At 67.0% G+C, this 23,235-nt stretch carries 25 protein-coding genes and 1 pseudogene; 17 read left to right on the forward strand and 9 right to left on the reverse strand.

Annotated features, from left to right (window positions below):
- The 10 genes from pgeF to AC59JP_RS03110 all read left to right on the forward strand — a co-directional run.
- The coding region (gene pgeF / locus AC59JP_RS03065) for a peptidoglycan editing factor PgeF (RefSeq protein WP_497324151.1) at positions 1–819 on the forward strand (819 nt) is incomplete at its 5' end.
- The gene (locus tag AC59JP_RS03070) at positions 816–1,538 is read left to right on the forward strand and encodes a YggS family pyridoxal phosphate-dependent enzyme (RefSeq protein WP_497324152.1); all 723 of its coding nucleotides are present in this window, start codon (positions 816–818) and stop codon (positions 1,536–1,538) included. The genes pgeF and AC59JP_RS03070, both read left to right, overlap by 4 nt.
- 70 nt (positions 1,539–1,608) lie before the next feature.
- A complete protein-coding gene (locus AC59JP_RS03075) occupies positions 1,609–2,241 on the forward strand; it encodes a cell division protein SepF (RefSeq protein ID WP_497324154.1) in 633 nt (210 codons plus the stop codon).
- A gap of 47 nt (positions 2,242–2,288) precedes the next feature.
- A complete protein-coding gene (locus tag AC59JP_RS03080; protein ID WP_497324847.1) occupies positions 2,289–2,570 on the forward strand; it encodes a YggT family protein in 282 nt (93 codons plus the stop codon).
- Between the two features lie 169 nt (positions 2,571–2,739).
- Positions 2,740–3,600: a DivIVA-like cell division protein Wag31 gene (gene wag31 / locus AC59JP_RS03085; RefSeq protein WP_497324156.1), complete on the forward strand. Its 861-nt coding sequence runs from the start codon at positions 2,740–2,742 to the stop codon at positions 3,598–3,600.
- A 55-nt stretch (positions 3,601–3,655) separates the two neighbouring features.
- A complete protein-coding gene (locus AC59JP_RS03090; protein WP_497324157.1) occupies positions 3,656–3,844 on the forward strand; it encodes a hypothetical protein in 189 nt (62 codons plus the stop codon).
- A gap of 213 nt (positions 3,845–4,057) precedes the next feature.
- Positions 4,058–7,222 carry an isoleucine--tRNA ligase gene (gene ileS / locus AC59JP_RS03095; RefSeq protein ID WP_497324158.1) on the forward strand — a complete coding sequence of 1,055 codons (3,165 nt, stop codon included), beginning with the start codon at positions 4,058–4,060 and terminating at the stop codon, positions 7,220–7,222.
- The gene (locus tag AC59JP_RS03100; protein ID WP_497324159.1) at positions 7,219–7,845 is read left to right on the forward strand and encodes a peptide deformylase; all 627 of its coding nucleotides are present in this window, start codon (positions 7,219–7,221) and stop codon (positions 7,843–7,845) included. The genes ileS and AC59JP_RS03100 overlap by 4 nt, the downstream gene beginning before the upstream one ends.
- A gap of 5 nt (positions 7,846–7,850) precedes the next feature.
- Entirely contained in the window at positions 7,851–9,191 is a 1,341-nt protein-coding gene (locus AC59JP_RS03105; RefSeq protein ID WP_497324160.1) for a DNA polymerase IV, read from the forward strand.
- A 63-nt stretch (positions 9,192–9,254) separates the two neighbouring features.
- Positions 9,255–9,788: a WKL family lipoprotein gene (locus AC59JP_RS03110; RefSeq protein WP_497324161.1), complete on the forward strand. Its 534-nt coding sequence runs from the start codon at positions 9,255–9,257 to the stop codon at positions 9,786–9,788.
- Here AC59JP_RS03110 and AC59JP_RS03115 read toward each other — a convergent pair.
- On the reverse strand, positions 9,768–10,538 hold the full coding sequence (locus tag AC59JP_RS03115; protein ID WP_497324162.1) for a hypothetical protein: 771 nt from the start codon (positions 10,536–10,538) through the stop codon (positions 9,768–9,770). The two genes, AC59JP_RS03110 and AC59JP_RS03115, sit on opposite strands and share 21 nt — an antisense overlap.
- Positions 10,526–11,443 (reverse strand): hypothetical protein, encoded by a 918-nt coding sequence (locus tag AC59JP_RS03120; protein WP_497324163.1) that lies wholly within the window; start codon positions 11,441–11,443, stop codon positions 10,526–10,528. Before AC59JP_RS03120 ends, AC59JP_RS03115 begins: the two co-directional genes overlap by 13 nt.
- 92 nt (positions 11,444–11,535) lie before the next feature.
- Between AC59JP_RS03120 and lspA the strand changes: the two genes are divergently transcribed.
- Genes lspA through AC59JP_RS03135 form a run of 3 tightly spaced genes read left to right on the forward strand, consistent with a single transcriptional unit; the run spans position 11,536 to position 13,598 of the window.
- Positions 11,536–12,027, forward strand: coding sequence for a signal peptidase II (gene lspA, locus AC59JP_RS03125; protein WP_497324848.1), 492 nt, complete (start codon positions 11,536–11,538; stop codon positions 12,025–12,027).
- Entirely contained in the window at positions 12,024–12,950 is a 927-nt protein-coding gene (locus tag AC59JP_RS03130) for an RluA family pseudouridine synthase (RefSeq protein ID WP_497324164.1), read from the forward strand. Before lspA ends, AC59JP_RS03130 begins: the two co-directional genes overlap by 4 nt.
- Complete coding sequence (locus AC59JP_RS03135; RefSeq protein WP_497324166.1) at positions 12,951–13,598, forward strand: hypothetical protein; 648 nt, start codon at positions 12,951–12,953, stop codon at positions 13,596–13,598.
- 1 nt (position 13,599) lies between these two features.
- Here AC59JP_RS03135 and AC59JP_RS03140 read toward each other — a convergent pair whose 3' ends face one another.
- Together AC59JP_RS03140 and AC59JP_RS03145 are read right to left on the reverse strand one after the other, a co-directional pair.
- Positions 13,600–14,238 (reverse strand): dihydrofolate reductase family protein, encoded by a 639-nt coding sequence (locus tag AC59JP_RS03140; RefSeq protein ID WP_497324167.1) that lies wholly within the window; start codon positions 14,236–14,238, stop codon positions 13,600–13,602.
- Positions 14,239–14,267: 29 nt separating this feature from the next.
- Positions 14,268–14,858 carry a hypothetical protein gene (locus tag AC59JP_RS03145; protein WP_497324168.1) on the reverse strand — a complete coding sequence of 197 codons (591 nt, stop codon included), beginning with the start codon at positions 14,856–14,858 and terminating at the stop codon, positions 14,268–14,270.
- 102 nt (positions 14,859–14,960) lie between these two features.
- Here AC59JP_RS03145 and AC59JP_RS03150 point away from each other — a divergent pair, with 102 nt between their 5' ends.
- A complete protein-coding gene (locus tag AC59JP_RS03150; protein ID WP_497324170.1) occupies positions 14,961–15,731 on the forward strand; it encodes an MBL fold metallo-hydrolase in 771 nt (256 codons plus the stop codon).
- Here the strand turns inward: AC59JP_RS03150 and AC59JP_RS03155 are convergent, their stop codons facing one another.
- The 3 genes and pseudogenes from AC59JP_RS03155 to AC59JP_RS03165 form a co-directional block, all read right to left on the reverse strand.
- Positions 15,732–15,986: a DUF3253 domain-containing protein gene (locus AC59JP_RS03155; RefSeq protein WP_497324849.1), complete on the reverse strand. Its 255-nt coding sequence runs from the start codon at positions 15,984–15,986 to the stop codon at positions 15,732–15,734.
- A 15-nt stretch (positions 15,987–16,001) separates the two neighbouring features.
- Positions 16,002–16,127 (reverse strand): annotated as a pseudogene (locus tag AC59JP_RS03160) (DUF2256 domain-containing protein); the annotation flags it as partial.
- Positions 16,128–16,151: 24 nt separating this feature from the next.
- Positions 16,152–17,366 carry an FAD-binding domain-containing protein gene (locus AC59JP_RS03165; RefSeq protein WP_497324171.1) on the reverse strand — a complete coding sequence of 405 codons (1,215 nt, stop codon included), beginning with the start codon at positions 17,364–17,366 and terminating at the stop codon, positions 16,152–16,154.
- A 116-nt stretch (positions 17,367–17,482) separates the two neighbouring features.
- On the opposite strand from AC59JP_RS03165, the gene AC59JP_RS03170 reads away from it, so the two are divergent.
- A complete protein-coding gene (locus AC59JP_RS03170) occupies positions 17,483–18,775 on the forward strand; it encodes an HNH endonuclease (RefSeq protein WP_497324172.1) in 1,293 nt (430 codons plus the stop codon).
- Positions 18,776–18,777: 2 nt separating this feature from the next.
- Here the strand turns inward: AC59JP_RS03170 and AC59JP_RS03175 are convergent, their stop codons facing one another.
- Positions 18,778–20,517 carry an ABC transporter ATP-binding protein gene (locus AC59JP_RS03175; protein WP_497324173.1) on the reverse strand — a complete coding sequence of 580 codons (1,740 nt, stop codon included), beginning with the start codon at positions 20,515–20,517 and terminating at the stop codon, positions 18,778–18,780.
- Positions 20,518–20,557: 40 nt separating this feature from the next.
- On the opposite strand from AC59JP_RS03175, the gene sigJ reads away from it, so the two are divergent.
- Positions 20,558–21,484 (forward strand): RNA polymerase sigma factor SigJ, encoded by a 927-nt coding sequence (sigJ, locus tag AC59JP_RS03180; protein WP_497324174.1) that lies wholly within the window; start codon positions 20,558–20,560, stop codon positions 21,482–21,484.
- Here sigJ and AC59JP_RS03185 read toward each other — a convergent pair.
- Complete coding sequence (locus AC59JP_RS03185) at positions 21,417–22,154, reverse strand: SDR family oxidoreductase (RefSeq protein ID WP_497324175.1); 738 nt, start codon at positions 22,152–22,154, stop codon at positions 21,417–21,419. The genes sigJ and AC59JP_RS03185 overlap by 68 nt on opposite strands.
- Before the next feature lie 121 nt (positions 22,155–22,275).
- Here AC59JP_RS03185 and rarD point away from each other — a divergent pair, with 121 nt between their 5' ends.
- On the forward strand, positions 22,276–23,211 hold the full coding sequence (gene rarD, locus AC59JP_RS03190) for an EamA family transporter RarD (protein WP_497324176.1): 936 nt from the start codon (positions 22,276–22,278) through the stop codon (positions 23,209–23,211).
- Positions 23,212–23,235: the final 24 nt, after the last annotated feature.

Raw genomic sequence — 23,235 nt, forward strand, 5'->3', positions numbered from 1 at the left:
TCCGCAGGCTCCACTCCTGCCTCGGGTCGTTCCGCAGGCTCCACTCCTGCCTCGGGTCGTTCCGCAGGCTCCACTCCTGCCTCGGGTCGTTCCGCAGGCTCCACTCCTGCCAGATTCCGGAGAGTCGTCACCTCGCGCGCCGGGGGCGCGTCGAAGCCCCCGTACGACACCTTCAACCTCGGTGACCACGTGGGGGACGACCCGGCCGCGGTGGCGTCCAACCGGGAACGGTTGGCCCGCGAGATCGGGCTGACGCCGGATCGTCTGGTGTGGATGGACCAAATCCATTCGAGGACCGTGCAGGTGGTGACCGGGCCGGTCGACGGCCCCCTCGAGGCCACCGACGCCGTCGTGACCACGGAACGCGATCTCGCGCTGGTGGTGCTCACGGCCGACTGCGTTCCACTTCTGCTGTCCGACGAGCGCGCGGGCGTGATCGCCGCGGTGCACGCCGGCCGTGTGGGAGCGAGAATCGGCATCGTTCCGCGGGTGCTCGACGCGATGGTGAGCGTCGGCGCACGTGTCGCCGACATCGGGGCGTTCCTCGGGCCCGCTGCGAGCGGCGACTACTACGAGGTACCTGCCTCGATGCGTGCGGACGTCGAGAAGCACCTACCCGGAAGTGCGACGAAGACGAAGAAGGGAACGCCCGGTCTCGACATCAGAGCCGGTGTGCGCCAACAGCTTCTCGCCGCCGGAATTTCCGGTGTCGCGCAGGACCCTCGCGACACGATGGCCGACCGCACACTCTTCAGCCACCGCCGCGCCGCGCCGACCGGTCGGCTGGCCAGCGTCATCTGGATGGACACCCGATCATGACCGAGAGCGATCGCCGCGCCGACATCGAGACCGCCCTCACGGCTGTCCGTGACCGACTCTCCGCGGCATGTGTTGCGGCAGATCGTGATCCGAGCGAGGTGACACTGCTTCCGGTCACCAAGTTCTTTCCCGCGTCCGACATCGAGATCCTGCGAGAATTCGGCTGCCGGGAATTCGGGGAGTCGCGCGAGCAGGACGCGAGCGCCAAGGTGGCCGAGATCGGGACGGACGACGTTCGTTGGCACATGATCGGTCACCTGCAACGCAACAAGGCCAAGAACGTTGCCGCCTGGGCGTATTCGATCCATTCGGTGGACAGCGGACGCTTGATCACCGCATTGGAGAAGGCCGTCCGCGCAGCGCTCGACGGCGGCGACCGATCCACACCGCTCGAGGTGCTGCTGCAGGTCAGCTTGGACGGCGACATTCATCGAGGCGGCGCTCCGCGAGAAGGGTTGGCGGAGTTGGCAGATCGGGTTGCCGAGTCGTCTGCGCTGCGCCTGAGCGGGGTGATGGCGGTACCGCCGATCGACGCCGATGCCGACGCGGCCTTCGCCGATCTGGCCGAGATTCACGAGAACCTGCTTCGGGTGCATCCGGATGCCGTGCAGCGGTCCGCCGGAATGACCGGAGATCTGGAACAAGCTGTGCGACACGGTTCGACGTGTGTGCGTGTCGGTACCGCGATCCTGGGCCCCCGGCCGATAACCTCGCCATGACAGCGACGAACAACACCAGTCACATCCGTACCGTTTTCGCCGTACGCCCCACGCCCCGGAGGTTCGACCGATGAGCACGATGCACAAGTTCAAGGCTTACTTCGGCATGGTCCCGCTCGACGACTACGAAGACGACTACCTCGACGAGACGGACGCTCCGCGGCCCGCGCGGGGACGGGGCGGCTACGAGCTCGACGACCGTGACGACGACCGAGATTACGACGACCACTACGCGGAGCCCGCGTACGCCGGCGCTGCGCCGCGGCACAGCGCTCGTGTCGCACCGATGACGCCGCGCAGTGGCGGCCGACCCGGTGGGGGAGGCGGCCGGCCCTCGACCCGTGGCGCGCTCGCGATGGACACGCGCTCCGAGCTCCGCAACCCCGAGCTTCGCCGCAGCGTGGTAGCCGACGACGGCGGCGCAGTCGCCACCATCACCACCCTTCGCCCGCGGGACTACAGCGAAGCGCGCACCATCGGCGAGCGGTTCCGGGACGGCACCCCCGTCATCATGGATCTCGTCGAGATGAGCAACGCCGACGCGAAGCGCCTCGTCGATTTCGCAGCCGGTCTCGCCTTCGCGCTGCGTGGCTCGTTCGACAAGGTCGCCACGAAGGTGTTCCTGCTCTCACCGGCCGACGTCGACGTCTCGGCCGAAGAGCGTCGTCGCATCGCCGAGACGGGCTTCTACAACCAGCAATAGGGCACTATGGACATCGACCCGGTTGTCCGTACTCGCAGAGTGAAGGTCTGTCCTTGTTATCGGTCCTCTATTTCGCTCTCTTCATTTTCTGGTTGCTGCTCATCGGCCGGATCATCGTCGAATTCATTCGTTCGTTTGCACGGGACTGGCACCCGTCGGGCCTGATGGTCGTCCTGCTCGAGGCGATCTTCACGGTGACGGATCCGCCGGTCAAGCTGCTGCGGCGGATCATTCCGCCGCTCAATCTGGGCGGTGTTCGGCTGGATCTGTCGATCATGGTTCTGTTGTTCATCGTGTTCATTCTCATGCGCGTCGTTCAGCCCGTCTGACCGGTCTCGGGACCACCGAATTGTTCTCGTCCACGGATCCGCGAGCTACCTGCGAGTCTGGTGTGACAGAATGGACTACAGTTATGGCCCGTTGGGGAACTTTCCCAGTCTGTGCGATATAACTGAATGCTTGCTCGACTGCTCACAAGACGCGTGAAGGGACCCTTCCATGCCGCTGACTCCCGCTGATGTGCACAACGTCGCGTTCAGCAAGCCGCCCATCGGTAAGCGCGGTTACAACGAAGACGAGGTCGATGCTTTCCTCGACCTCGTCGAACAAGAGCTGTCGCGGCTGATCGAGGACAACGCCGACCTGCGTCAGCGCGTCGGAGAGCTCGACCAGGAACTTGCCGACGCCAAGAGCTCGGCACGCCAGGGTGGGTCTTCCGCCCCCCAGCAGGCTCCTGCTCCCGCGCCGGAACCGGTCCGCCCGGTTGTGGAGGCTCCCAAACCAGCACCCGTCGTGGCGCCGGCTCCCGCAGCCGCTCCGCAGTCCGGTGGCGGTGCCGGAGATTCCAACCTCCAGGCCGCCAAGATTCTCGGGCTGGCGCAGGAGATGGCCGATCGCCTGACGAACGATGCGAAGAGCGAGTCCGAGCAGCTGCTCGGCAGCGCGCGCACCAACTCCGAGCGGATGGTGGGCGACGCCCGCAGCCGCGCGGACGCGATGATCTCCGAGGCCCGGCAGAAGGCCGAGGCGCTTCTCGCCGACGCGCAGACGCGGTCCGAGTCGCAGCTGCGTCAGGCGAAGGAGAAGGCGGAAGCCCTCGAGAACGACGCCGAGCGCAAGCACACCGAGATCATGGCGACCATCAACCAGCAGCGTTCGGTCCTGGAAGAGCGCATCGAGCGTCTCAAGACGTTCGAGCGTGAGTACCGGGTGCGCTTGAAGTCCTACCTCGAGTCCCAGCTGCAGGAACTCGACCAGCGTTCGTCGGCTCTTCCGGTGGACAACGGTCAGGACAACTTCGGCAAGGACAACGGGTCGTCCAACGCGTACGGCCAGTCCTACGCCAAGGGCAACAACTGACCCACAGCACTTAAGGCGGGCAGGCCGGAGGCCGGTCGAGATTTACGGGGGAGCCGTGCTGATAGCGACGCTGGTTCTCGCGGGAGTGGGGTTTGCGCTCCTGGTCGCCTCGATCACCACAGGATCTGTGCTGTGGGCGTGGGGATGTATGGCGGTCTGTGTCATCGGTGCGGTCGTCCTGCTGGTGGGAGCGCTGTCCGGGCGGCGTAAGTCGAATTCGGACGAGTACGATGACGTTGCGTAGATCCGGCCATCACCGGGGAGCATTTCGGAAGAACGGCGCGGGTCCCTCGGGGTCTGCGCTCACTAGACCCGAACGGTCGAGGTCCGTCACAACCTCCGAAAGACGAGTGGATCGTTCGCCGAGAACGGTCAAGCGGGGTGGTACCGCGGCTCGGGCGTAGACGCGCCCGATGTCGTCCCCGTGCCCAGTACGTTCACGGCACAGGAGTACCTCGTGACAGACAGTCACCCCGCTGGTAACAGCTACCCGTTGGTCGACTACGGCACCACTCGCGGCAACTCCGGTGGTGTCGACTTCCCCGCGTTGGAGCAGCAGGTCCTGAAGACGTGGGACGACGACGGCACCTTCCGCGCCAGCGTCGAGGCCCGTTCCGACGCCGACGAATACGTCTTCTACGACGGTCCGCCCTTCGCCAACGGTCTCCCGCACTACGGACACCTCCTCACCGGCTACGTCAAGGATCTGATCCCGCGGTTCCAGACAATGCGCGGCAAGAAGGTCGAGCGCCGCTTCGGGTGGGACTGTCACGGTCTGCCGGCCGAACTCGAAGCCGAGAAGCAGCTGGGCATCACTGACAAGTCGCAGATCGACTCGATGGGCCTGGCCGAGTTCAACGCGTACTGCAAGCAGTCCGTGTTGCGCTACACCGGGGAATGGCGCGACTACGTGACCCGGCAGGCCCGCTGGGTGGATTTCGACAACGACTACAAGACGCTCGACCTCGACTTCATGGAGTCGGTCATGTGGGCGTTCAAGGAGTTGTGGGACAAGGGCCTGATCTACCAGGGATTCCGCGTCCTGCCGTACAGCTGGTACGAGCAGACGCCGCTGTCGAATCAGGAAACCCGCCTGGACGACGCGTACAAGATGCGTCAGGACCCCGCGGTGACCGTCCGGATGACGCTGTCCGCGCCCGGCTCGCCGCTCGACGGTGCGGACGCCCTGATCTGGACCACCACCCCGTGGACGATCCCGTCCAACCTCGCGATGGCCGTGCGCCCCGACATCGACTACGTCCAGCTCGAGGACGGCGCCGGTGGCCGCGTCGTGCTCGCGCGCGACCGGGTGTCGCACTACGCCCGCGAACTCGGGGACTCGCCGACGGTGGTGTCCGAGCACACCGGTGCCGACCTGATCGGCCTCGCGTACACGCCGCCGTTCGACTTCTTCCTCGGACACCCCAATTCCCACCGGGTTCTGTCCGCCGACTACGTCACCACCGAGTCCGGTACCGGAATCGTCCACCTCGCACCGGCTTTCGGTGAGGAGGACATGGACGTCGCCACTGCGAACGGCATCGAGGTGGTGCAGCCTCTAGACGCCGGCGGCAAGTTCACTTCGATGGTGCCGCCCTACGAGGCCCTGATGATCTTCGACGCCAATCCGGTGATCACGAAGGACCTCAAGGGAAAAGGAAAGCTGTTCCGGCAGGAGACGATCGAACACTCCTACCCGCACAGCTGGCGCAGCGGTCAGCCGCTGATCTACATGGCCGTGCCGTCGTGGTTCGTCGCCGTCACCACGTTCCGCGACCGCATGGTCGAGCTGAACAAGTCCATCACCTGGGTGCCCGAGCACATCCGCGACGGCCAGTTCGGCAAGTGGCTCGAGGGTGCGCGCGACTGGAACATCAGCCGTAACCGCTACTGGGGCAGCCCGATACCGGTGTGGGTGTCCGACGACCCCGCATACCCCCGCACGGATGTCTACGGCAGCCTCGACCAACTCGAGGCCGACTTCGGCGTGCGTCCGGCCGATCTGCATCGCCCCTTCATCGACGAGCTGACCCGTCCCAACCCGGACGACCCGACGGGCAAGTCGACGATGCGCCGCGTGCCCGAGGTGCTGGACTGCTGGTTCGAATCGGGGTCGATGCCGTTCGCGCAGGTGCATTACCCGTTCGAGAACCAGGAATGGTTCGGGACGCACAATCCGGGTGATTTCATCGTCGAATACAACGGTCAGACGCGTGGCTGGTTCTACACGCTGCACGTTCTGGCGACCGCCCTGTTCGACCGACCCGCCTTCGAGACTGTGGCGGCGCACGGCATCGTCCTCGGCGAGGACGGGCTCAAGATGAGCAAGTCCAAGGGCAACTACCCGGACGTGAACGAGGTGTTCGACCGGGACGGCTCCGACGCCATGCGGTGGTTCCTGATGGCGTCGCCCATCCTGCGCGGCGGCAACCTCGTCGTCACCGAGCAGGGCATCCGCGAGGGTGTGCGGCAGGCGCTCCTTCCGCTGTGGAACGCGTGGAGCTTTTTGCAGCTCTACGCGTCGAAACCCGGTGTCTGGCGGACGGATTCGCCGCACGTGCTGGACCGCTACATCCTCGCGAAGCTCGCCGCGACCACCGAGGCGGTCACCGAGGACCTCGACAAGGTCGACATCGCCGGTGCGTGCGACGAGGTTCGCCTGTTCTGCGACGCGCTCACCAACTGGTACGTGCGCAGGTCGCGTCAGCGTTTCTGGGACGAGGACACCGACGCGATCGACACCCTGCACACCGTTCTCGAGGTCCTGACTCGCGTTGCGGCACCGCTGCTTCCGCTCGTCACCGAGGTGGTGTGGCGCGGATTGACCGGTGGTCGGTCCGTGCACCTGGCGGACTGGCCCGCGCCCGGTGACCTTCCCGCCGATCCGGACCTGGTGTCGTCCATGGACGAGGTCCGTGCGGTGTGCGGTGCAGCTCTGAGCCTGCGCAAGGCGAAGAACCTCAGGGTGCGACTTCCGTTGCAGGAGTTGACCGTTGCGGCCGAGGGCGCCGAGCGGCTGCGTCCCTTCGTCGGCCTGATCGAGGACGAGGTGAACGTCAAGCGCGTCGATCTCGACGAGAACGTCGACGTGCACGGACGTTTCGAACTGGTGGTCAACGCCCGTGCCGCGGGCCCGCGACTGGGCAAGGCCGTGCAGAGCGTCATCAAGGCCGTCAAGGCCGGCGACTGGACCGAAACGGACGGGACGGTCACGGTGCATCCGGATCGCTCCGCCGGCTCCGCTCCGGACGCCGGTATCGAGCTTCTTCCGACGGAGTTCACGCGCAAGCTCGTCGCCGCCGAACCGGAGTCCACCGCGGCTCTTCCCGGCAACGGCGGGCTGGTCGTGCTGAACTCCGAGGTCACCGAGGAACTCGAAGCCGAAGGATGGGCGAAGGACCGCATCCGAGAGCTCCAGGATGCGCGCCGGTCGGCAGGGCTGGACGTCTCGGACCGCATCCGCGTGGTCGTCGAGGTGCCCGAGGAACGGCGCACCTGGTTCGACACGCACCGGGATCTGATCGCCGGGGAGATCCTCGCCACCGACCTGTCCGTCGGTGCGGTCGCCGCGGACGCGGTCGATCTCGGTGACGGGGTCCGGGCCACCATCGCGAAGGCATGACCGACGTCTCCTCGATCGTCGACGCCGTGTTGGCGTCGGCGCGGGGCGATGTCGTTCCCCTCGTCACCGCGGGTGATCCCGTGTTGCGGACGCCGGCGACGCCCTACGACTGGTCCCTCTCCGACGCCGTCTTCGACCGCCTGCTGACGGTCATGCGCGCCACGATGCACGATGCGCCGGGAGTCGGACTGGCGGCGCCGCAGATCGGCATCCCGCTGCAGATCGCGGTCGTCGAGGACCTCTACGACGTGAATACGGACGTGGCCGCCGTCCGGGAACGATCGCCTCAGCCGTATCGGGTGTTGGTGAACCCGAGCTACGACGGGCTGGGTGGTTCGCGGTCGTTCTACGAGGGCTGCCTGTCGGTGCCGGGGTACCAGGCGGTGGTGCGGCGCCACGCGAGCGTGCGCCTGCGCTGCCAGGACGAACAAGGCGCCGAGGTGGACGAACGGTTCGACGGCTGGCCGGCGCGCATCGTGCAGCACGAGACGGATCACCTTGCGGGCACGCTCTACATCGACCGCGCCGAGATCAGGTCGCTCGCGCACAACCCCACCTACGCCCGGCTGTGGGCCCATCCCTCTCCCGAGGGTGCGGCGAGCGCGCTCGGCTTCTCGCTCTGAGACCGATGTCGACGAACCGCCGCTGGGTCCTGCACCTCGACATGGATGCGTTCTTCGCCTCCGCCGAGCAGCTCACCAGGCCCACCCTGCGCGGGCGTCCGGTTCTCGTCGGCGGGACGGGTGGACGCGGCGTCGTCGCAGGATGCAGCTACGAAGCCCGCGTCTTCGGTGCCCGGTCGGCGATGCCGATGCACCAGGCACGTCGCCTCGTGGGTGCGGCCGCCGTGGTGATGCCACCGCGGTTCACTCTGTACTCGGCCCTGAGCAAGACGGTATTCGACGCTCTTCGCGAGAAGATGCCCGTCCTCGAGATGCTCTCGCTCGACGAGGCTTTCGGTGAGCCCGCTGAACTGGCGGGCGCCGACGCCGCAGCGGTCGAGGAGTTCTGCGCGGGCCTGCGGGCCACGGTTCTGGAGGCCTCGGGCCTCGTCGCCTCGATCGGTGCGGGATCGGGGAAACAGATCGCGAAGATCGCGTCGGGACTCGCCAAGCCCGACGGCATCACCGTTGTCACCCGCGACGCGCAGGCCGAGCTGCTCGAGTCGCTGCCGGTACGGAAACTGTGGGGGATCGGACCGGTGGCGGAGGAGAAGCTTCGCAAACTCGGCATCCTCACCGTCGGCGCGTTCGCGGCCATGCCCGAGTCCGAGGCCGCGTCGGTGCTGGGAAGCGCCGTCGGACCGAGCCTGCACCGGTTGGCGCGCGGGATCGACGACCGGACCGTCGCCGAGCGGGCCGAGGCGAAGCAGGTGAGCGCGGAGTCGACGTTCGCCACCGACATCGTGACCATGAGCGAGCTGCGGACCGCGATCGCCGCCAGCGCCGACGCTGCGCACGCGCGGTTGCTGCGCGACGGTCGCGCGGCGCGCACGGTGGTTCTCAAGCTGCGCAAGTCGGACTTCTCGATCGTGACGCGTTCCATCACGCTGCCCTACGCGACGGTCGATCTGCAGACCATTGTCGCAACCGCGCAACGTCAGGCCATCGACCCGCAGGAACTGGGAGCGATCCGCCTCGTCGGCGTCGGTCTGGGAGGTCTGTCGTCGGTTCGTCAGGAATCGCTGTTTCCCGATCTGGACCACGGAGATCCGAGCCCGGACGAGGCGGCGTCGGAGCTCACACCGGACGATCCGGCAGCCGCCGCGCCGGTGGAGACGACACACGAGTGGCGCCCCGGAATGGATGTGCGACACAACGAGTTCGGTCACGGATGGGTTCAGGGAGCCGGCCACGACGTGGTGACCGTGCGCTTCGAGACCCGCTCCACCGGACCGGGCGTCGCCCGCACCTTCGCGGCGGACGATGCGGCACTGGTCCGCGCCGATCCGCTGGACAGTCTGAAGTAGCGGCCGGGTTTAACGTTCCCACAGATCCGGTCAGTAAGGTCTACCTCTGAAAGTAGGGGGAACATGATCGACGAGCGAAAAGGAACCAAGTTGAAGCTTCGTAACAGCGGACGAGTACTGGTCGGCACCATGGCGATCGCCGCCACTCTGACGATGACGGCATGCAGCTCGGGCGGGGACGAGCCGGCCGCCACCACGACAACCGCGGCTGCAACCACCTCCGCGACCGCTCCCACGGGTGATCTTCCGCCCGTCCCGACCGCAGCGGATCTGAACGCCGAGCTGCAGCGCGGACTCGACCCGAACGTGCCGGTCTCGGAGAAGGTCGGTCTGGTTCAGGGAGCCGAAGCAGATCCCGATCTGATCACCAAGGTCGCCGACGCCGCGCGCGCCAACAACGCCACGGTGACGGTCAACGACGTGACGGACCTCGGCGACGGCACGCTCAGCGCCAACGGCACGATCACGGTCAACGGCCAGGCGAACCCGCTCCAGGTGTCCTTCGTGGCCGAGGACGGCGTCTGGAAGCTCTCGAACGCCAACGCGTGCCAGATCGTCTCGCTGGCACAGATCACCTCACCGGCCTGCCCCTCCTAAGCGGCCGACCGCAGCTGTCGCGACGGCGTCCAGGACATCCGATTCCATCGGTTCCTGCGCCGTCGCGGTCAGTTGCACCACTGTCGATCCGACCACGACGATCACCAGGTCCGACGTCAAGGTGAGCCCGTCGCTGGTGATCTCCACGCGTGCGCCACTCGACGCATCTCCCACCCGCGGGGCGTCCAGCGCGCCGACGCGATACGTCACACGCACGCCGTCGGCATCCGTGCCGGAAAAGGCCGCGCAGCGGCGCAGCGTGTTCTGCATGGCGGCGAACGTCGCCGCACTCCCACCGCCGGAATAGCTGGCGGCATCCTCGTCGATCGACGCGAAGTCCGGCCCCGAATACGCCACGGCGGCAGTAGCCGTCGCCCCCACGGACTGCGACGACACGGGTGCCAGCACCGCGGCGCATTCGGCCGGTTCGGTGCTCGATTTGTCCGGTTCGTTCTCGGTCGCACTGGAATCGGGCGCAGTCGAGTCGGACAGATCGGCGGGCGGCAGTTCCAGCGACACGTAGCCCGGCGGTAGGTCGTCCGCCGTGATCATGGCCGCGGCGAGAACATTCGAATCGGTGATCGGGGCGGCCGTCGGGGACGGCGCCGTCACCGGTGCGCCGAGTTCGGGCAGGCTCGATGCGGACTCCGATTCGGGAGCGCTCGCCGTGTCGCCGCCGGTCCCGCAGCCCGCGACCAGGGACGCCACGACGGCGCACGAGGCCGCGGCCCGCCTGATCACGACGTCCACGACACCGCGTTCTGCGTGTTCTGTCGCAGGATCGTGTTGCTGTTCGGATCCCGGTACACCTGATCGCCGCCGATCGTGAGTGATCCTCCCGTGGGGAGCGGACGCGACAGGTCGAACGTGAACGATCCCTGCCCGGTCATCACGAAGCTGTCGATGTTCAGAGTGCCCTGGCCCTCAGGGAGGGTCCACACCGGATTCTCCGGCGTCTGCGTCACCGAGACATCCACTGTCGCAACACCATCGGTCAGACTGCGCAGGGTGGCCGTGGTGACCTGCCGCAGCGTGATGGCGCTCTGCACCTCGAGCGTGACCGTCCACTGCGCGCCCACCCCGATGGGATCGGTGGGAAACGGAACCGCGCTGTACACGGCTTGGTTCAACGCCTGCTCCACCGCCGAGCGGGCCACGTCCGGTGAATCGGGGGACGGGTCGATGCTCAGGGCGGTGATCGCGCCCGTGGCGTCGGTCGCCAGGCCGGCCCCGGAACCCTCGGTCGGTCCGAGGTTCGAGGCGAGCGTCCCGTCGGGGGTGGTGACGGCGCCGAGGGTGAGATCGACCGTCGTCGATCCGTCGCCGCCGCTCGTTGCGGCGGTCAGCGGGATCGTCAGCGCCGGAGTCGAAAAGTCCTGTGCCGGTGAGGTACCGATCTGCTGGTTGATGGTCGACGACGTCGTCAGCGTCACCTGCTGGTTCTCTCCCGACGACGCTCTGGTCACCACCGCGCGCGGTTCGGCGCCGGGGTCGATCACCGCGGTCGTCACCGGCGACACGGGCAGCGCGATCTCCGCCGAGGTGGTCGTGGACCCAGCGGTGGACGGTGCGTCCGAGCCGGCGTCGGATCCGCACGCCGCGGTGAGAAGGACCGTGGTCAGGGCAAGTGCAGCAGTCATTCGAACACGTGTCACGCCCACCAGGTTAGGTGAGGGATGATGGAGGGGTGACCGACCACCAACAGCCGATCCCGACCGAAGAGCCGCCGTCTCGTTCCCCGCGCCGCATGAAAGCGCTGATCGTCCTCGCCTCGGTGATCCTGCTTCTCGACCTCGCCACCAAGATCGCGGCCGTCGCCCTGATCGATCCGCGCCGGCCGGTGCACATCATCGGCGACACGGTGACACTGACGCTCGTGCGCAACCCCGGTGCCGCGTTCTCGATGGCCACCGGCTTGACCTGGGTGCTGACGCTGGTCGCCGTCGTGGTGGTGGTGGTCGTGATCCGGATGGGGCGCACACTCCGATCGTCGTGGTGGGCAGTGGGCCTCGGGCTGGTGCTCGGCGGCGCGCTCGGAAACCTGATCGACAGATTCTTCCGCTCGCCGGGCCCCCTGCAGGGCCACGTCGTCGACTTCGTGTCCATCGGATGGTGGCCGGTGTTCAACGTCGCCGATTCGTCGATCGTCTGCGGCGCCGTCCTGCTGGTCGCGTTGACGGTGTTCGGAATCGAGTCCGACGGCACGCGTCGAGTGCCGGAGAAGAAGGCGGTGTCGTGAGAGAGACGCGGTCGATGCCCGTGCCCGACGGGCTGGACGGGATGCGAGTCGACGCCGGCCTGGCGCGGTTGCTCGGACTGTCGCGGACCGTGGTGGCGGTTCTGGCAGAGGAGGGGGCCGTTCAACTCGACGGGTCCGCGGTCGGCAAGTCCGATCGCCTCCCGGCAGGATCGTGGCTGGAAGTCGAGCTTCCCGAGCCGCCGCAGCCGCTGACCATCGAGGCGCAGGCCGTCCCCGGGATGGAGATCCTCTACTCCGACGACGACATCGTGGTGGTCGACAAGCCCGTCGGCGTTGCGGCGCACGCGAGCGTGGGGTGGACCGGACCGACGGTCATCGGCGGATTGGCCGCGGCAGGTTTTCGAATCTCGACGTCCGGAGTCCACGAACGTCAGGGCATCGTTCATCGTCTCGACGTCGGAACCTCGGGCGCGATGGTGGTGGCGACCAGCGAACGCGCCTACACCCTGCTCAAGCGTGCGTTCAAGCAGCGGACTATCGACAAGCGGTATCACGCTCTCGTACAAGGACATCCGGACCCCAGCAGCGGCACCATCGACGCGCCGATCGGCCGGCACCGCAGCAACGACTGGAAGTTCGCGGTGATGGCCGACGGCAAGGAGAGCGTCACTCACTACGACACGGTGGAGGCCTTCCAAGCCGCCAGCCTGCTCGACGTCCACCTCGAAACCGGTCGTACGCACCAGATTCGAGTGCATTTCTCCGCTCTGCACCATCCCTGTTGCGGCGATCTCACCTACGGCGCGGACCCCCGCCTCGCTGCACGTCTGGGACTCGAACGTCAGTGGTTGCACGCACGGTCGCTCGGATTCACGCACCCGGCCGACGGACGGTACGTCGAATTCTCCAGCCCGTACCCGAAGGACCTCCAGCACGCACTCGAGGTACTGAGGGCCGTCTGAGTGTCCTCGCGCCTGAGCGCCGCAGCAGTGGCCGTTGCGGTTGTCGCCGCCGCCGTTGTCGTTCTCGGAGTGAGCAATCCGGTGCGCACCGCACGGGTGGCCACCGATCGGCTGGGGCCGGACACGGGCCAGAGCGTGGACGACTACCTCGCGTTCGCGCAGTCCACGCTCTCCGGCGACGACACCGACGATCGCTGGGCGCTGTTGTCGCTGCGATCCGATGCGACCACCGGCGAACTGGCCTCCATCGTGGGCGAGACCCGCGTGTCGCAGGTGTACGCCCATGTGGCACTCGAGCGGGTGCAGACGCCCGTCGTGGTGGTGGCCGTCTCCGCTCACCCCGTGTCGCTGGCCAACGCTGTTGTCAGAGCGGCGGAGAAGGTGCCGTCGACGGAGACGAGTCGCGGACAGGCCGTCGCCGCAGTGACACGGACACGTTTTGCAAGCAACTGTGCCTGCGTCGCGGCGGCGCTGGTGCGCGCGCCGCTTCCCGTGCTGGGAGAGTTGTCCGCCTCGCCCGCGGTTCGGGCCGTCGAGGCGCTTCCCTCCGACGCCGTCTTCGGCACGTTCAGTGTGAACCCGCTGCTACCGGAAACGGTCGACACCGCGGTGGTGCAGCCGGACGACGGCGTCGTTCCCGACCGTTAGGTCATTTCCGCCAGAAGAGGTGGTGGACCACGCCACTCGGACTGGGGACGATGTCCAGCTCGAAGCGGTCGCGCAGCTCGTCGGGGGAATCCCAGAGCCGCAGACCCGATCCGTACCGAATCGGCGCCACCGCGATGTGCATGGTGTCGACCAGGTCTGCGTCGAGGAACTCCCGAATGGTCGTCACACCGCCACCGAGCCGAACGTCGCGTCCGTCCGCAGCCTCCTTGGCCTTCGCGAGGACGTCCGCAGGTTCGCCGTCGACGAAGTGGAACGTCGTGTCACCGGCTCGAAACGACGGACGTTCGTGGTGTGTCATCACGAAGACCGGGGTGCGGAAGGGCGGCTCGTCACCCCACCATCCGTCCCACTCGTGATCGCTCCAGGGGCCGCGGTACGGACCGAACTTGTTGCGGCCCATGATCTCCGCGCCGATATTGTGATGGAAGTCTCGGGTGAAGTAATTGTCGATCCCACGACTTCCACCGGGCTCGGTCCGGTTGGGCCAGCTTGCGGTCTCGAACGCCCAGCCGAGAAGACTGCTGTGGTCGAGGCCGAACGGATTGTCGAGGCTCTGGTTTTCACCGGCGGCCACGCCGTCGCTCGACACTCCGAAGTTCTGAACTCGTACTAGCTGCATGGAGTTGTGACCTTTCCGGTCGGCAGAACTCATCGCGCGTTTCGACGCGCCTTCTCCAATGCTGCCAGAGTGGTCATCACGGTGGTGCGCTGACGTTCGAGATCGCTCGTTCGTGCGCGCGCCGGCAGTCCGGTGGCGCCGTCGAGACCGGCCAGTTCGGTGTCGATTGCGCTCAGCTGCTCGAGAAGTGCGCTGACGCGGGCGCCGAGCGCGGCGACGTCGACGGTGTCGGTGCGGGAGACACGGCTGGTGGTGGCTCTGCCGCCGGCGCGCTGCGTCACAGGGCGCGGGCTGGTCGCGCGGGGCTTGCGCGGCTTCACGGCCTGCGCGGAACGCGAGCTGTCGAGGGCGGCGCGGGCCGCGCGGGCATCGGTGCGGTGCTGGAGTTCGTCCTCGTCCTCCGAGACGACGGAACCGCCCAGTGGCCGAAGGCCGTACATGCCGATGAACCGTCGTGCGGCGTCGATGACCGACTCGTGTGTGCGGCACGTGGCGCAGCGGGGTTCGTTCCGATAAGCCTCGACATCGTCGGTGCCACCGCACCACGAGCAGGGTTCGCCGGAGCGGGAGAAGTCGTCGTCGGACTGAGTGGAGGAGGAATGAAGTGCAGCGTCGATCACGACGAACCAGCTTACTGCACAAGCGGACCAACGATTTTCGCCACCGTCCTCCAGTGCTCGGTGTCTTCCCGAGTGCACGGGTAGCGGCAATACTGTTGACCGATGACCGCTTTCGAAGTCGTGACTGCAGCCGACGGTGTCCACCTCGCGACCGGGCGGGACGTCAACTGGATTCTGCTGACCGACGGGGACGATGTCACGCTCGTCGACACGGGATATCCACGCTACGTCGACGCAGTGCAGGAGTCGTTGCGGCGGATCGGGCGTCGCCCCGAAGACGTCCGCGCGATTCTGTTGACGCACGCACACATCGACCACATCGGCGGCGCAGCGTACTTCGCGTCGACCTACGGCACTCCGGTGCTCACGTCGGACACCGAGGTCCACCACGCACGTCGGGAGTACCTGGAGCAGAGCTCGCCCCGGACACTGCTCGCGCACGTCGCCACGCGGGGCATGGTGCCCTGGTCTCTGCGCATCGTGCGCGCCGGGGCGCTGCAGACCGGCGAGGTCGACGACGCGGACGATTTCGACGCGGTCACCGGCGCCGATCGGGACGGCCCGCTGGATCTCCCCGGTGCGCCCACTCCGATCGCGAGTCCGGGGCACACGTCGGGTCACACCGCCTACTTCGTGGAGAAGGCCGGCGTCCTGATCTCCGGTGACGCCCTCGTCACCGGGCACGCACTGTCCCGCACGGTCGGACCTCAGCTCCTACCGACCCTGTTCTCACACGACGCGCCGGCCGAGTATTCCGTCCTGGACGTCTTTTCCGGCCTGGCGGCCGACGTCCTACTTCCCGGGCACGGCCCGATGCATCACGGCGACATCGGCGCCGCCGTCGCGCACGCCCGGGACCTGCGTCACGTGTGATCAGTTACGCGCGCGGCGAATTCGGATCGGTCCGCGAGCCGTGGACGGGTCGACCACCGAGCCCTTCTGCGTGATTTCCACCTCACCGGCGTCGACCATACGACGTGCAGCCTTGCGCACCGGCTCCATCAAGGGCTGCCAGTCGTCCGGGGACACCGCACGCGCGACATCGGAGGGACAGATGCTCGACGTGGCGGCCCGTGAGGCCAGCAAGCTTCGAATGCGTTCCTCGAGATCGTGATCGGACTCGGTCACCGAGTTCCGCCGGCAGGTCGCGCTGCAGTACTTGACGTTGTCCCAGTCCCGTTCCCACTTCTTGCGCCACTCGATCCGACGCCCGCACGACGCGCACACCCTGTCGGGGTGCGTCGTCGACACTCGCTTGGAATGGGCCATGTCTCGATCCTATTCTCGCTCAGCTCACTTCCGGTGGCTGCGACGCCACGCACTGAACGAGCGCAACGACGACGTCTCGGGCCGCACTAACCAGGGCCAGGGATACAACTCGTCGATGGTCAGGTGCGGCGATATGCGTGCCCACCCCGGAACGGGCGTCCAGGTGGCGGCGAGCGACTTGCCGGCCAGCTCGTCCGCAACGACACCGCGGCGAACGTCGAGCGGGCGCATCGTCGCGATTTCCCCCAGTGCCTCGGCCAGGAAGACGAGTCGCTTGCCGGACAGTCGCAGCCGGCGCAGGAGCGGCTCGTCGAAGACGAAGACAGCAGGCCGGTCGCGGTCGGCGGCGAGCGCTGGGTCGTTGTCTCCCAACGACTCCGCGGTGAGCCACACCGTGTCGGCCGTGCCGGTGATCTCCGGCTGCGACGGTCCCGCCGGCACCGGACCCGTGTTCAGATCGGGTCCGTCCACGCGGGGGCCGGGGTCGCTGCTCGGCCAGTCCTGGATGGGGCACGCCTTCCTCAGCCCGCACTGCTGACACAGCTTCGGAGCGCGCTTCTCCACCTGCCAACGGCTGAACCCGTAGGGCTTGCCGCTGCCGGTCCCGACGGTCCACTGCCATCCGAGGCGATTGGCTGCGCGTGATCCGTCGAGCAGGTGCGCAAACATTTCGTCCTCGCCCTCGCGCCAGGGAGCTCCGGCGCGCACGGCCCACTGCGAGGACAACCACATTCTCGTCTGATTCACCAACCAGCCGTCGGTGTGCAATTCGTCGACGACAGTGGACATGCAGTTCATCTCCGACGGCCATGGGTCCCGTGTCCACGAGGAGGTCTGCGGTTGCGCACGGGTGAGGGATGCGCCGTTCGCGGAGCCCACCCGCGCGTAGAGGTGGCGAGCGTATTCCTGCCACATCAGCTCGTCTCGATACTTGCTGCGGTCCTTCGGCGGTGCGTCGGCCACGGCGTCCCACACCATCGGGAGCGTCAGCAGACCGTGCCGAATGTAGGGCGACATCCGGCTCGCGCCCCGGCGGGACACGGGCAGGACCGTGCTGCGTGTGTAGGCGTAGCGGGTGATGTCGAGGATGGCCAGCGCGGCGTCCGCCGCACTCTGCCCGCCCTTGAATCCGCCCGACGTGATGTCGCCCGGTCCTTCGCGTGTGAGGTCGCCGAGGTGCTCGGCGACCCAGGCGATCACGTCGTCGGTGTCGGTGGGGGGAGGAGGCAGTAGAGGCACACCTTCACGATGCCCGGCGGGAGGGGCAGCGAAACGAGCGAGGTTCTTGTCGGTGGGTCGGGATACGGTTTTCGAACATCAGTTCGAGAGGGGCTTGGAATTGAGGGGGGCTTGGAATGGATGACTCACCGCCACTGACAACGGACGAACTTCGGTCGTTTCTCCGCAGAGTGCCGTCGCTGGCTGTCGCCGTCGACGACGCCGAACGCGTCGATCAGATCACGTTGCTGGCAGATGCCAAGGCCATCTTCGCGGCGGCGCAGATCACGCCGACGGTGGACCTCGCTGCCTCGACCCGCCGCCAGATCATCGGGTCCGGCCTGTCGTGCGACGGCACGACGATCACGCGCGAGAATGCGCGAAAGTCGATTGCCGCTCAGGTGGGGTTGGCGCACAAGGCGTCGCCGACAGTCGGATCGCAGAAGGCGGCGTTCGCAGCTGTCCTGTACACCGAGATGCCGCATACGCGAGAGCTGTTGTCCACGGGCATCATCACGGAGTGGCGAGCGACGATCCTGGTTCGCGAAACCGGGGGATTAACTGCGAAACAGCGCCGGCGAATCGACGCCGAACTGTGCTCGAGCCCGGACACCCTGGCCACCAGTGGCGACCGAACTGTCGCCGCTCGCGCCAAAGCGCTTGCGAGCAAGATGAATCCGAAAGCTGTGCGCCGTCGACTTCGCAAGAGGACGAGTGATCGTAGGGTATCGACTCGACCGGCTCCCGACCTCATGGTGTACCTGACCACGTTGCTACCGATGAAGCAGGCCATCACCGTGTACGCAACGCTGCGTCGCGACGCGGACTCCCTGATTGCAACGGGCAACGCCGAGGGCAGGACTCGCGATCAGATCATGGCCGACCTGCTCGTGGAGCGCACTTCCGGGACCGCTGCCGCTTCAGACGTTCCCGTGGAACTCGTTCTCGTGATGTCGGACGCGGCTCTGATGGGCGGTGGTGACGAAGCCGCACACGTTCTGGGATACGGACCGATTCCAGCGTCGATCGCCCGCGAGTGGGTGCAGGATGCCGACGCGCAGGTGACTCTTCGACGGGTGTACGCCCATCCCGCCACCGGCGCGCTCACGGCGGTGGAATCGAGGTCTCGCTGTTTCACCACAGGAATGAAGCGACTCATCGACATTCGCGATCAGGTGTGTCGAACTCCGTGGTGCGAGGCGCCGATCCGGCACCGGGATCATCTGATTCCCGACCACCAGGGTGGACCCACCGCGGCACAGAATGGCGCAGGCCTGTGTGTGGCGTGCAACCAGGTCAAGAACACACCTGGATGGAGCACCACGCCGACCACAACCGGTGGCCGGTTACACGAGTACGAAATCGTTACGCCCACCGGTCATCGCCACACGTCGACGGCTCCATCTCTGCCTCGGCCCGACGCAGCGTGACGTCACACCGCGATGCGCAGCGCCGCGACCAACTCGCGGTACAGATCGTCGCTCTCGAGCAGCTCTGTGTGCGTGCCCTGCGCGCGGACGCGGCCTCGTTCGAGCACGAAGATGGTGTCGGCGTCGATCACGGTCGAGAGGCGGTGCGCGATGGTGACCACGGCGCCCTCGCGGGAAAGTTCGCGGATCGCGTCGTGAATCGCCGCCTCGGTGCGCCCGTCGACCTGCGCGGTGGCCTCGTCGAGGAGCAACACGTTGGGCGGTCGAACGATGGCTCGCGCCAATGCAATTCGTTGACGCTCTCCGCCGGAGACGGCCGAGTCGCGCAATTCCGTGTCGAGGCCGAGGGGGAGGTGCTCGATCTTCTCCGTCATGTGGACTCGGGCGAGGGCGGAGAACAGTTCCGCGTCCGTCGCGTCGGGGTGGGTCAGGCGAAGGTTGTCGGCGATGGTTCCCGGCAGCGTCGGCGTCGCCTGCTCGACGTAGCCGATGTTTCCGCGAACCTGGCTGTTGGACAGTTGGTGATACGGGATACCGCCGAGCGACAGTTCGCCGCTGTTCGGTTCGAGGAAACGCAGGACCAACGAGAACAGGGTCGTCTTGCCGGCACCCGACGGTCCCACCACGGCTGTGTGCCCACGCGAGGGAACTGTGATGTCGATCGACCGAACCGCGGGATCCTCGCTGCCGTACCCGGCCGTGACGGAGCGGAGGGTGAGAGCGGGAGAGGATTCCGGAATGCGCGTCGGCAAGTCCACCAGTTCGGCCGGCGGCGAGGATTCGAGCTCGAGTTCCTGTACTTCGCGGATGCGCGCGGCAGCAGCCATGCCGCGTTGAAGCTGTGAGACGTACAGCGTCACCTGTGAGACGGGGCCGACCAACTGGAACGAATACAGCAGGAAGGCAACGAGACTGGACACTTCGAGAGCGCCGGCGTTGACGCGGTACGCGCCGAATCCGAGCACCGCGATGATCGTCAGCTGAACGCCGGTGCCGGTGATGGTCCACGCCCAGGCTTCGAGCTTGACCGCTCGGATTCCGAAGACTGCAGACGTCTTGGCCTCGTCGACGATCCGATCGCCTTCACGTTGCTCCGCTCGGCTGGCCTTGACCGTGCGGACGGCGCGCAGCGCGCCTTCGAGCATTGCGCCGAGCCGGCCCATCGCGGCCTGGGCGTCCTTCTGTGCGCGGGCGACCGCGGGCATCAAAGTGCCTGCAGCAACGGCGATCAGAGTGATGCCGGCCAGTGCGGTGCCGAGCAGTGGTAGGTCGAGGAAGGCCATGAGGGCGATGACGCCGACGATCGCGATGATGCCGTTCACGATTTCCACCAGTGCCCAGGACGACGCTTCGCGCAACAGCACCGTGTCCGAGGTGACGCGCGTGAGCATCTCGCCGGTGGGTCGCGATGTCACCGATCCGATCGTCGCACCGAAGTACCGGTGCACCATCGACGATCGCGCGTTCAGGACCACGCGTTCGGCCATGGTCCCGAGGAGCAGACGCTGCGCGAGGCCCACCACGACGCCGACCGCGAGCAGCGACACCAGCAGAACGATGGCGGACGTCGTCGCACCCGGCACGCCGAACGAGTCGAGCAGCCGCTTGGTCACCAGTGGTGTCGCCAGCGACGACGCCGTCACGAGAAGGCCGAGGCCCAGACCGGCGAACAGCACACGCCTGTGAGGTGCGATGTAGGACCAGAGCAGACGCATGTTCGGGAACGATCCCTCGGTCTTCATCTTTTAAGACTATGCGGGCGTCCCTAGACTCCCGAGAATCATGGCCACGGATGCACTCGCCGAGTTCGACGCCCATCGTCGCCGGCTGTTCGGCGTCGCGTACCGCATGCTCGGCAGTGCGTCTGACGCCGACGACATCGTTCAGGACGCGTGGATCAAGTGGGCCGACGTCGACCACGAAGCGGTGCGCGATCCCGGAGCGTTCCTCATGACGATGGTCACGAGGCTGGCCGTCAACGCGGCGACGTCGGCGTACGCACGGCGGGTGACCTACCCCGGTCCATGGCTGCCGGAGCCGGTGGACACCGAGTCCGATCCCGCGATCGGGGCACTTCGCGCCGAGGCCATGGATTTCGCGGTGGTCCGTCTTCTCGAACAGCTCTCGCCGACCGAGCGCGCGGTGTTCGTGCTGCGAGAGGCGTTCGACTACTCTTTCGCGGACATTTCCGAGGTGGTCGAGATCGCCGAAGCCACTGCGCGGCAGGTGTTTCGGCGCGCCCGTGCGCATCTGCAGTCACGCCGGCCGGTCGCCGTGGACGCGGACGAGCACCGACGTCTGCTCGACGCATTCCTGGGCGCGGTGGCGTCGGGTGAGATGGCGCGACTCGAGGCCGTGCTGACCAAATCCGTCGTCGCGCTCTCCGATGGTGGTGGGAAAGTCACCGCCGCGCGGGTTCCCGTCGTGGGCCGTGGTCGCGTCGCCCAGTTCCTGCTCGGTGTCGTGGCCAAGTTCGGCCAGGATCTCGCTCCGCAGATCGTCGAGGTCAACGGTCGCGCTGCAGTGCTGTTCACCCGCGACGGCGTAGTCGCCGGGGTGTGCACCATCGACGCCACCTGGTCCGGTATCGAGTCGGTCATGATCGTGCTCGAGCCGGGCAAGCTCGCGCACCTTGCCCGAGTCATGCCCGTTCGGACAGATACTCCTCGAACGTTCCCCGGCCGTACGCCGGGCCCGGAACGAGGTTGACTCCAGCGTCGTAGGCGCGAAACAGCTTGCCCGGCAGCCTGATCGACACGAAGGGTCGACGACTACCCGTCGCCGACGCCCACCTCCGGTGCCACTGGCGGAGGGTGGCGGTCTCCGGTCCACCGATGTCGTCCACTCGCCCCGCCGGGGCACCGAGGGCGAGTTCGGTCAGACGGTCCGCCACGTCGTCGGTCGAGATGGGCTGGAATCGGAACGCCGGACCCAGCAGGACGGGGCTGAACCGCTGCGCCGAGAAGATGCGTTCGACGAACGAATGGAACTGGGTGGCTCGGAGCACGGTCGTCGGGACCGCGCTCTCGGTGACCGACTGCTCGATGCGCACTCGGTCTCGATAGAACCCGATCGGGACGTCCTCGATGCCGACGATGGAGATCAGGACGAGGTGTCGAACCTCTGCCTGCTCGGCAGCACGGACGAGATTCTGGGCGATGGCAACGTCTTTCGATCCGTTCGTGGTGGCCAGATGCACCACCGTGTCGATGCCGCCGAGGGCGGCGGCAAGACCTGCGCCGGTGGTGAGGTCGCACGCCGTGGCGTCCGGTCCGCCGCGCCGGCTCAGGCCGCGGACAGTGTGGCCCGCCGCCCGAAGCCGCTCGGTGACGGGTGCTCCGAGTTGTCCGGTCCATCCAGTGACCAGAAATCGTGTCATGACTTCCTCCTTCGCTCGTCGGTGCAGACGAGCCTCACCAGTGAAGACAGGACGGAGGGACGTTTCGTGACAGGTGCCCGGTTCTCTGTAACGTCTCACGAGTGACACCCAAGAAGAACCAGTGACATCCAAGAAGGAGCCGCGTTCCGCCGGCAGCGTCGGGCTGCTCAGCGGTGTCGGTGCCTACGGCATGTGGGGCCTGTTCCCAGCCTTCTTCGGCCTGCTCAGCTTCGCCGGTCCCGTGGAGATTCTCGCGCACCGTGTCCTGTGGACTCTGGCGTTGATGCTGGTGGTCATGCTGGTCACCGGCAGGCTGAGAACTCTGCGAGGTCTCGGTGGACGGACGTGGGGCACCGTCGCGCTGGCGTCGGCGTTCGTGTCCATCAACTGGGGTGTCTACATCTTCGCGGTCCTGTCCGGCCACGTCGTCGAGGCGGCGCTCGGGTACTTCATCAACCCGCTGGTGAGCGTTCTGCTGGGCGTCGTGTTCTTCAAGGAGCGGCTCTCCCGCGCTCAGGTGGCGGCCGTGGTGCTCGCGGCGATCGCGGTGGTGGTCCTGACCGTCGACTACGGTCGCCCGCCGCTCATCTCGCTCGCGCTGGCCTTCTCGTTCGCTCTCTACGGGGTGATGAAGAAGATCGTCCCGCTGGACCCGCGCACGTCCTTGACCGCAGAGGGCATCGTCGGCGCACCCGTCGCGTTGGCCTTCCTGATCGTGCTGGGTGTGACGGGTCACGCGACGGCGCTCTCGGCGGGCGTCCCGCACGCGCTGCTGCTCGCGCTCGCCGGGCCGATCACCGCCGTACCGCTGTTGCTGTTCGGGGTGGCGGCGCAACGGGTTCCGCTCGTGACCCTGGGCCTCTTGCAGTACCTGACTCCCGGTCTGCAGTTGCTGTGGGGAGTGTTCGTGTTGCACGAGGACATGCCGGCCTCCCGGTGGATCGGATTCGCGTTGATCTGGTGTGCCCTGGTGGTCTTCACGGTCGATGCGGTGGGCCGGATCAGGCGCAGTCGACACGAACATCGAGCCACTTCGGTAACACCCGTCACGACCTGACGGGACACGCCGAGACGCGCCGAG

It is taken from the genome of Rhodococcus sp. 320_ES (genome assembly GCF_059691855.1).

Excerpts from the sequence above, each read along its gene's own strand:
- AC59JP_RS03070 (WP_497324152.1), top strand. The coding sequence starts at position 816 with ATGACCGAGAGCGATCGCCGCGCCGACATCGAGACCGCCCTCACGGCT.
- AC59JP_RS03075 (WP_497324154.1), top strand. The coding sequence starts at position 1,609 with ATGAGCACGATGCACAAGTTCAAGGCTTACTTCGGCATGGTCCCGCTC.
- wag31 (WP_497324156.1), top strand. The coding sequence starts at position 2,740 with ATGCCGCTGACTCCCGCTGATGTGCACAACGTCGCGTTCAGCAAGCCG.
- AC59JP_RS03100 (WP_497324159.1), top strand. The coding sequence starts at position 7,219 with ATGACCGACGTCTCCTCGATCGTCGACGCCGTGTTGGCGTCGGCGCGG.
- AC59JP_RS03105 (WP_497324160.1), top strand. The coding sequence starts at position 7,851 with ATGTCGACGAACCGCCGCTGGGTCCTGCACCTCGACATGGATGCGTTC.
- AC59JP_RS03110 (WP_497324161.1), top strand. The coding sequence starts at position 9,255 with ATGATCGACGAGCGAAAAGGAACCAAGTTGAAGCTTCGTAACAGCGGA.
- lspA (WP_497324848.1), top strand. The coding sequence starts at position 11,536 with ATGAAAGCGCTGATCGTCCTCGCCTCGGTGATCCTGCTTCTCGACCTC.
- AC59JP_RS03140 (WP_497324167.1), bottom strand. The coding sequence starts at position 14,238 with ATGCAGCTAGTACGAGTTCAGAACTTCGGAGTGTCGAGCGACGGCGTG.
- AC59JP_RS03150 (WP_497324170.1), top strand. The coding sequence starts at position 14,961 with ATGACCGCTTTCGAAGTCGTGACTGCAGCCGACGGTGTCCACCTCGCG.
- AC59JP_RS03170 (WP_497324172.1), top strand. The coding sequence starts at position 17,483 with ATGGATGACTCACCGCCACTGACAACGGACGAACTTCGGTCGTTTCTC.
- AC59JP_RS03175 (WP_497324173.1), bottom strand. The coding sequence starts at position 20,517 with ATGAAGACCGAGGGATCGTTCCCGAACATGCGTCTGCTCTGGTCCTAC.
- sigJ (WP_497324174.1), top strand. The coding sequence starts at position 20,558 with ATGGCCACGGATGCACTCGCCGAGTTCGACGCCCATCGTCGCCGGCTG.
- AC59JP_RS03185 (WP_497324175.1), bottom strand. The coding sequence starts at position 22,154 with ATGACACGATTTCTGGTCACTGGATGGACCGGACAACTCGGAGCACCC.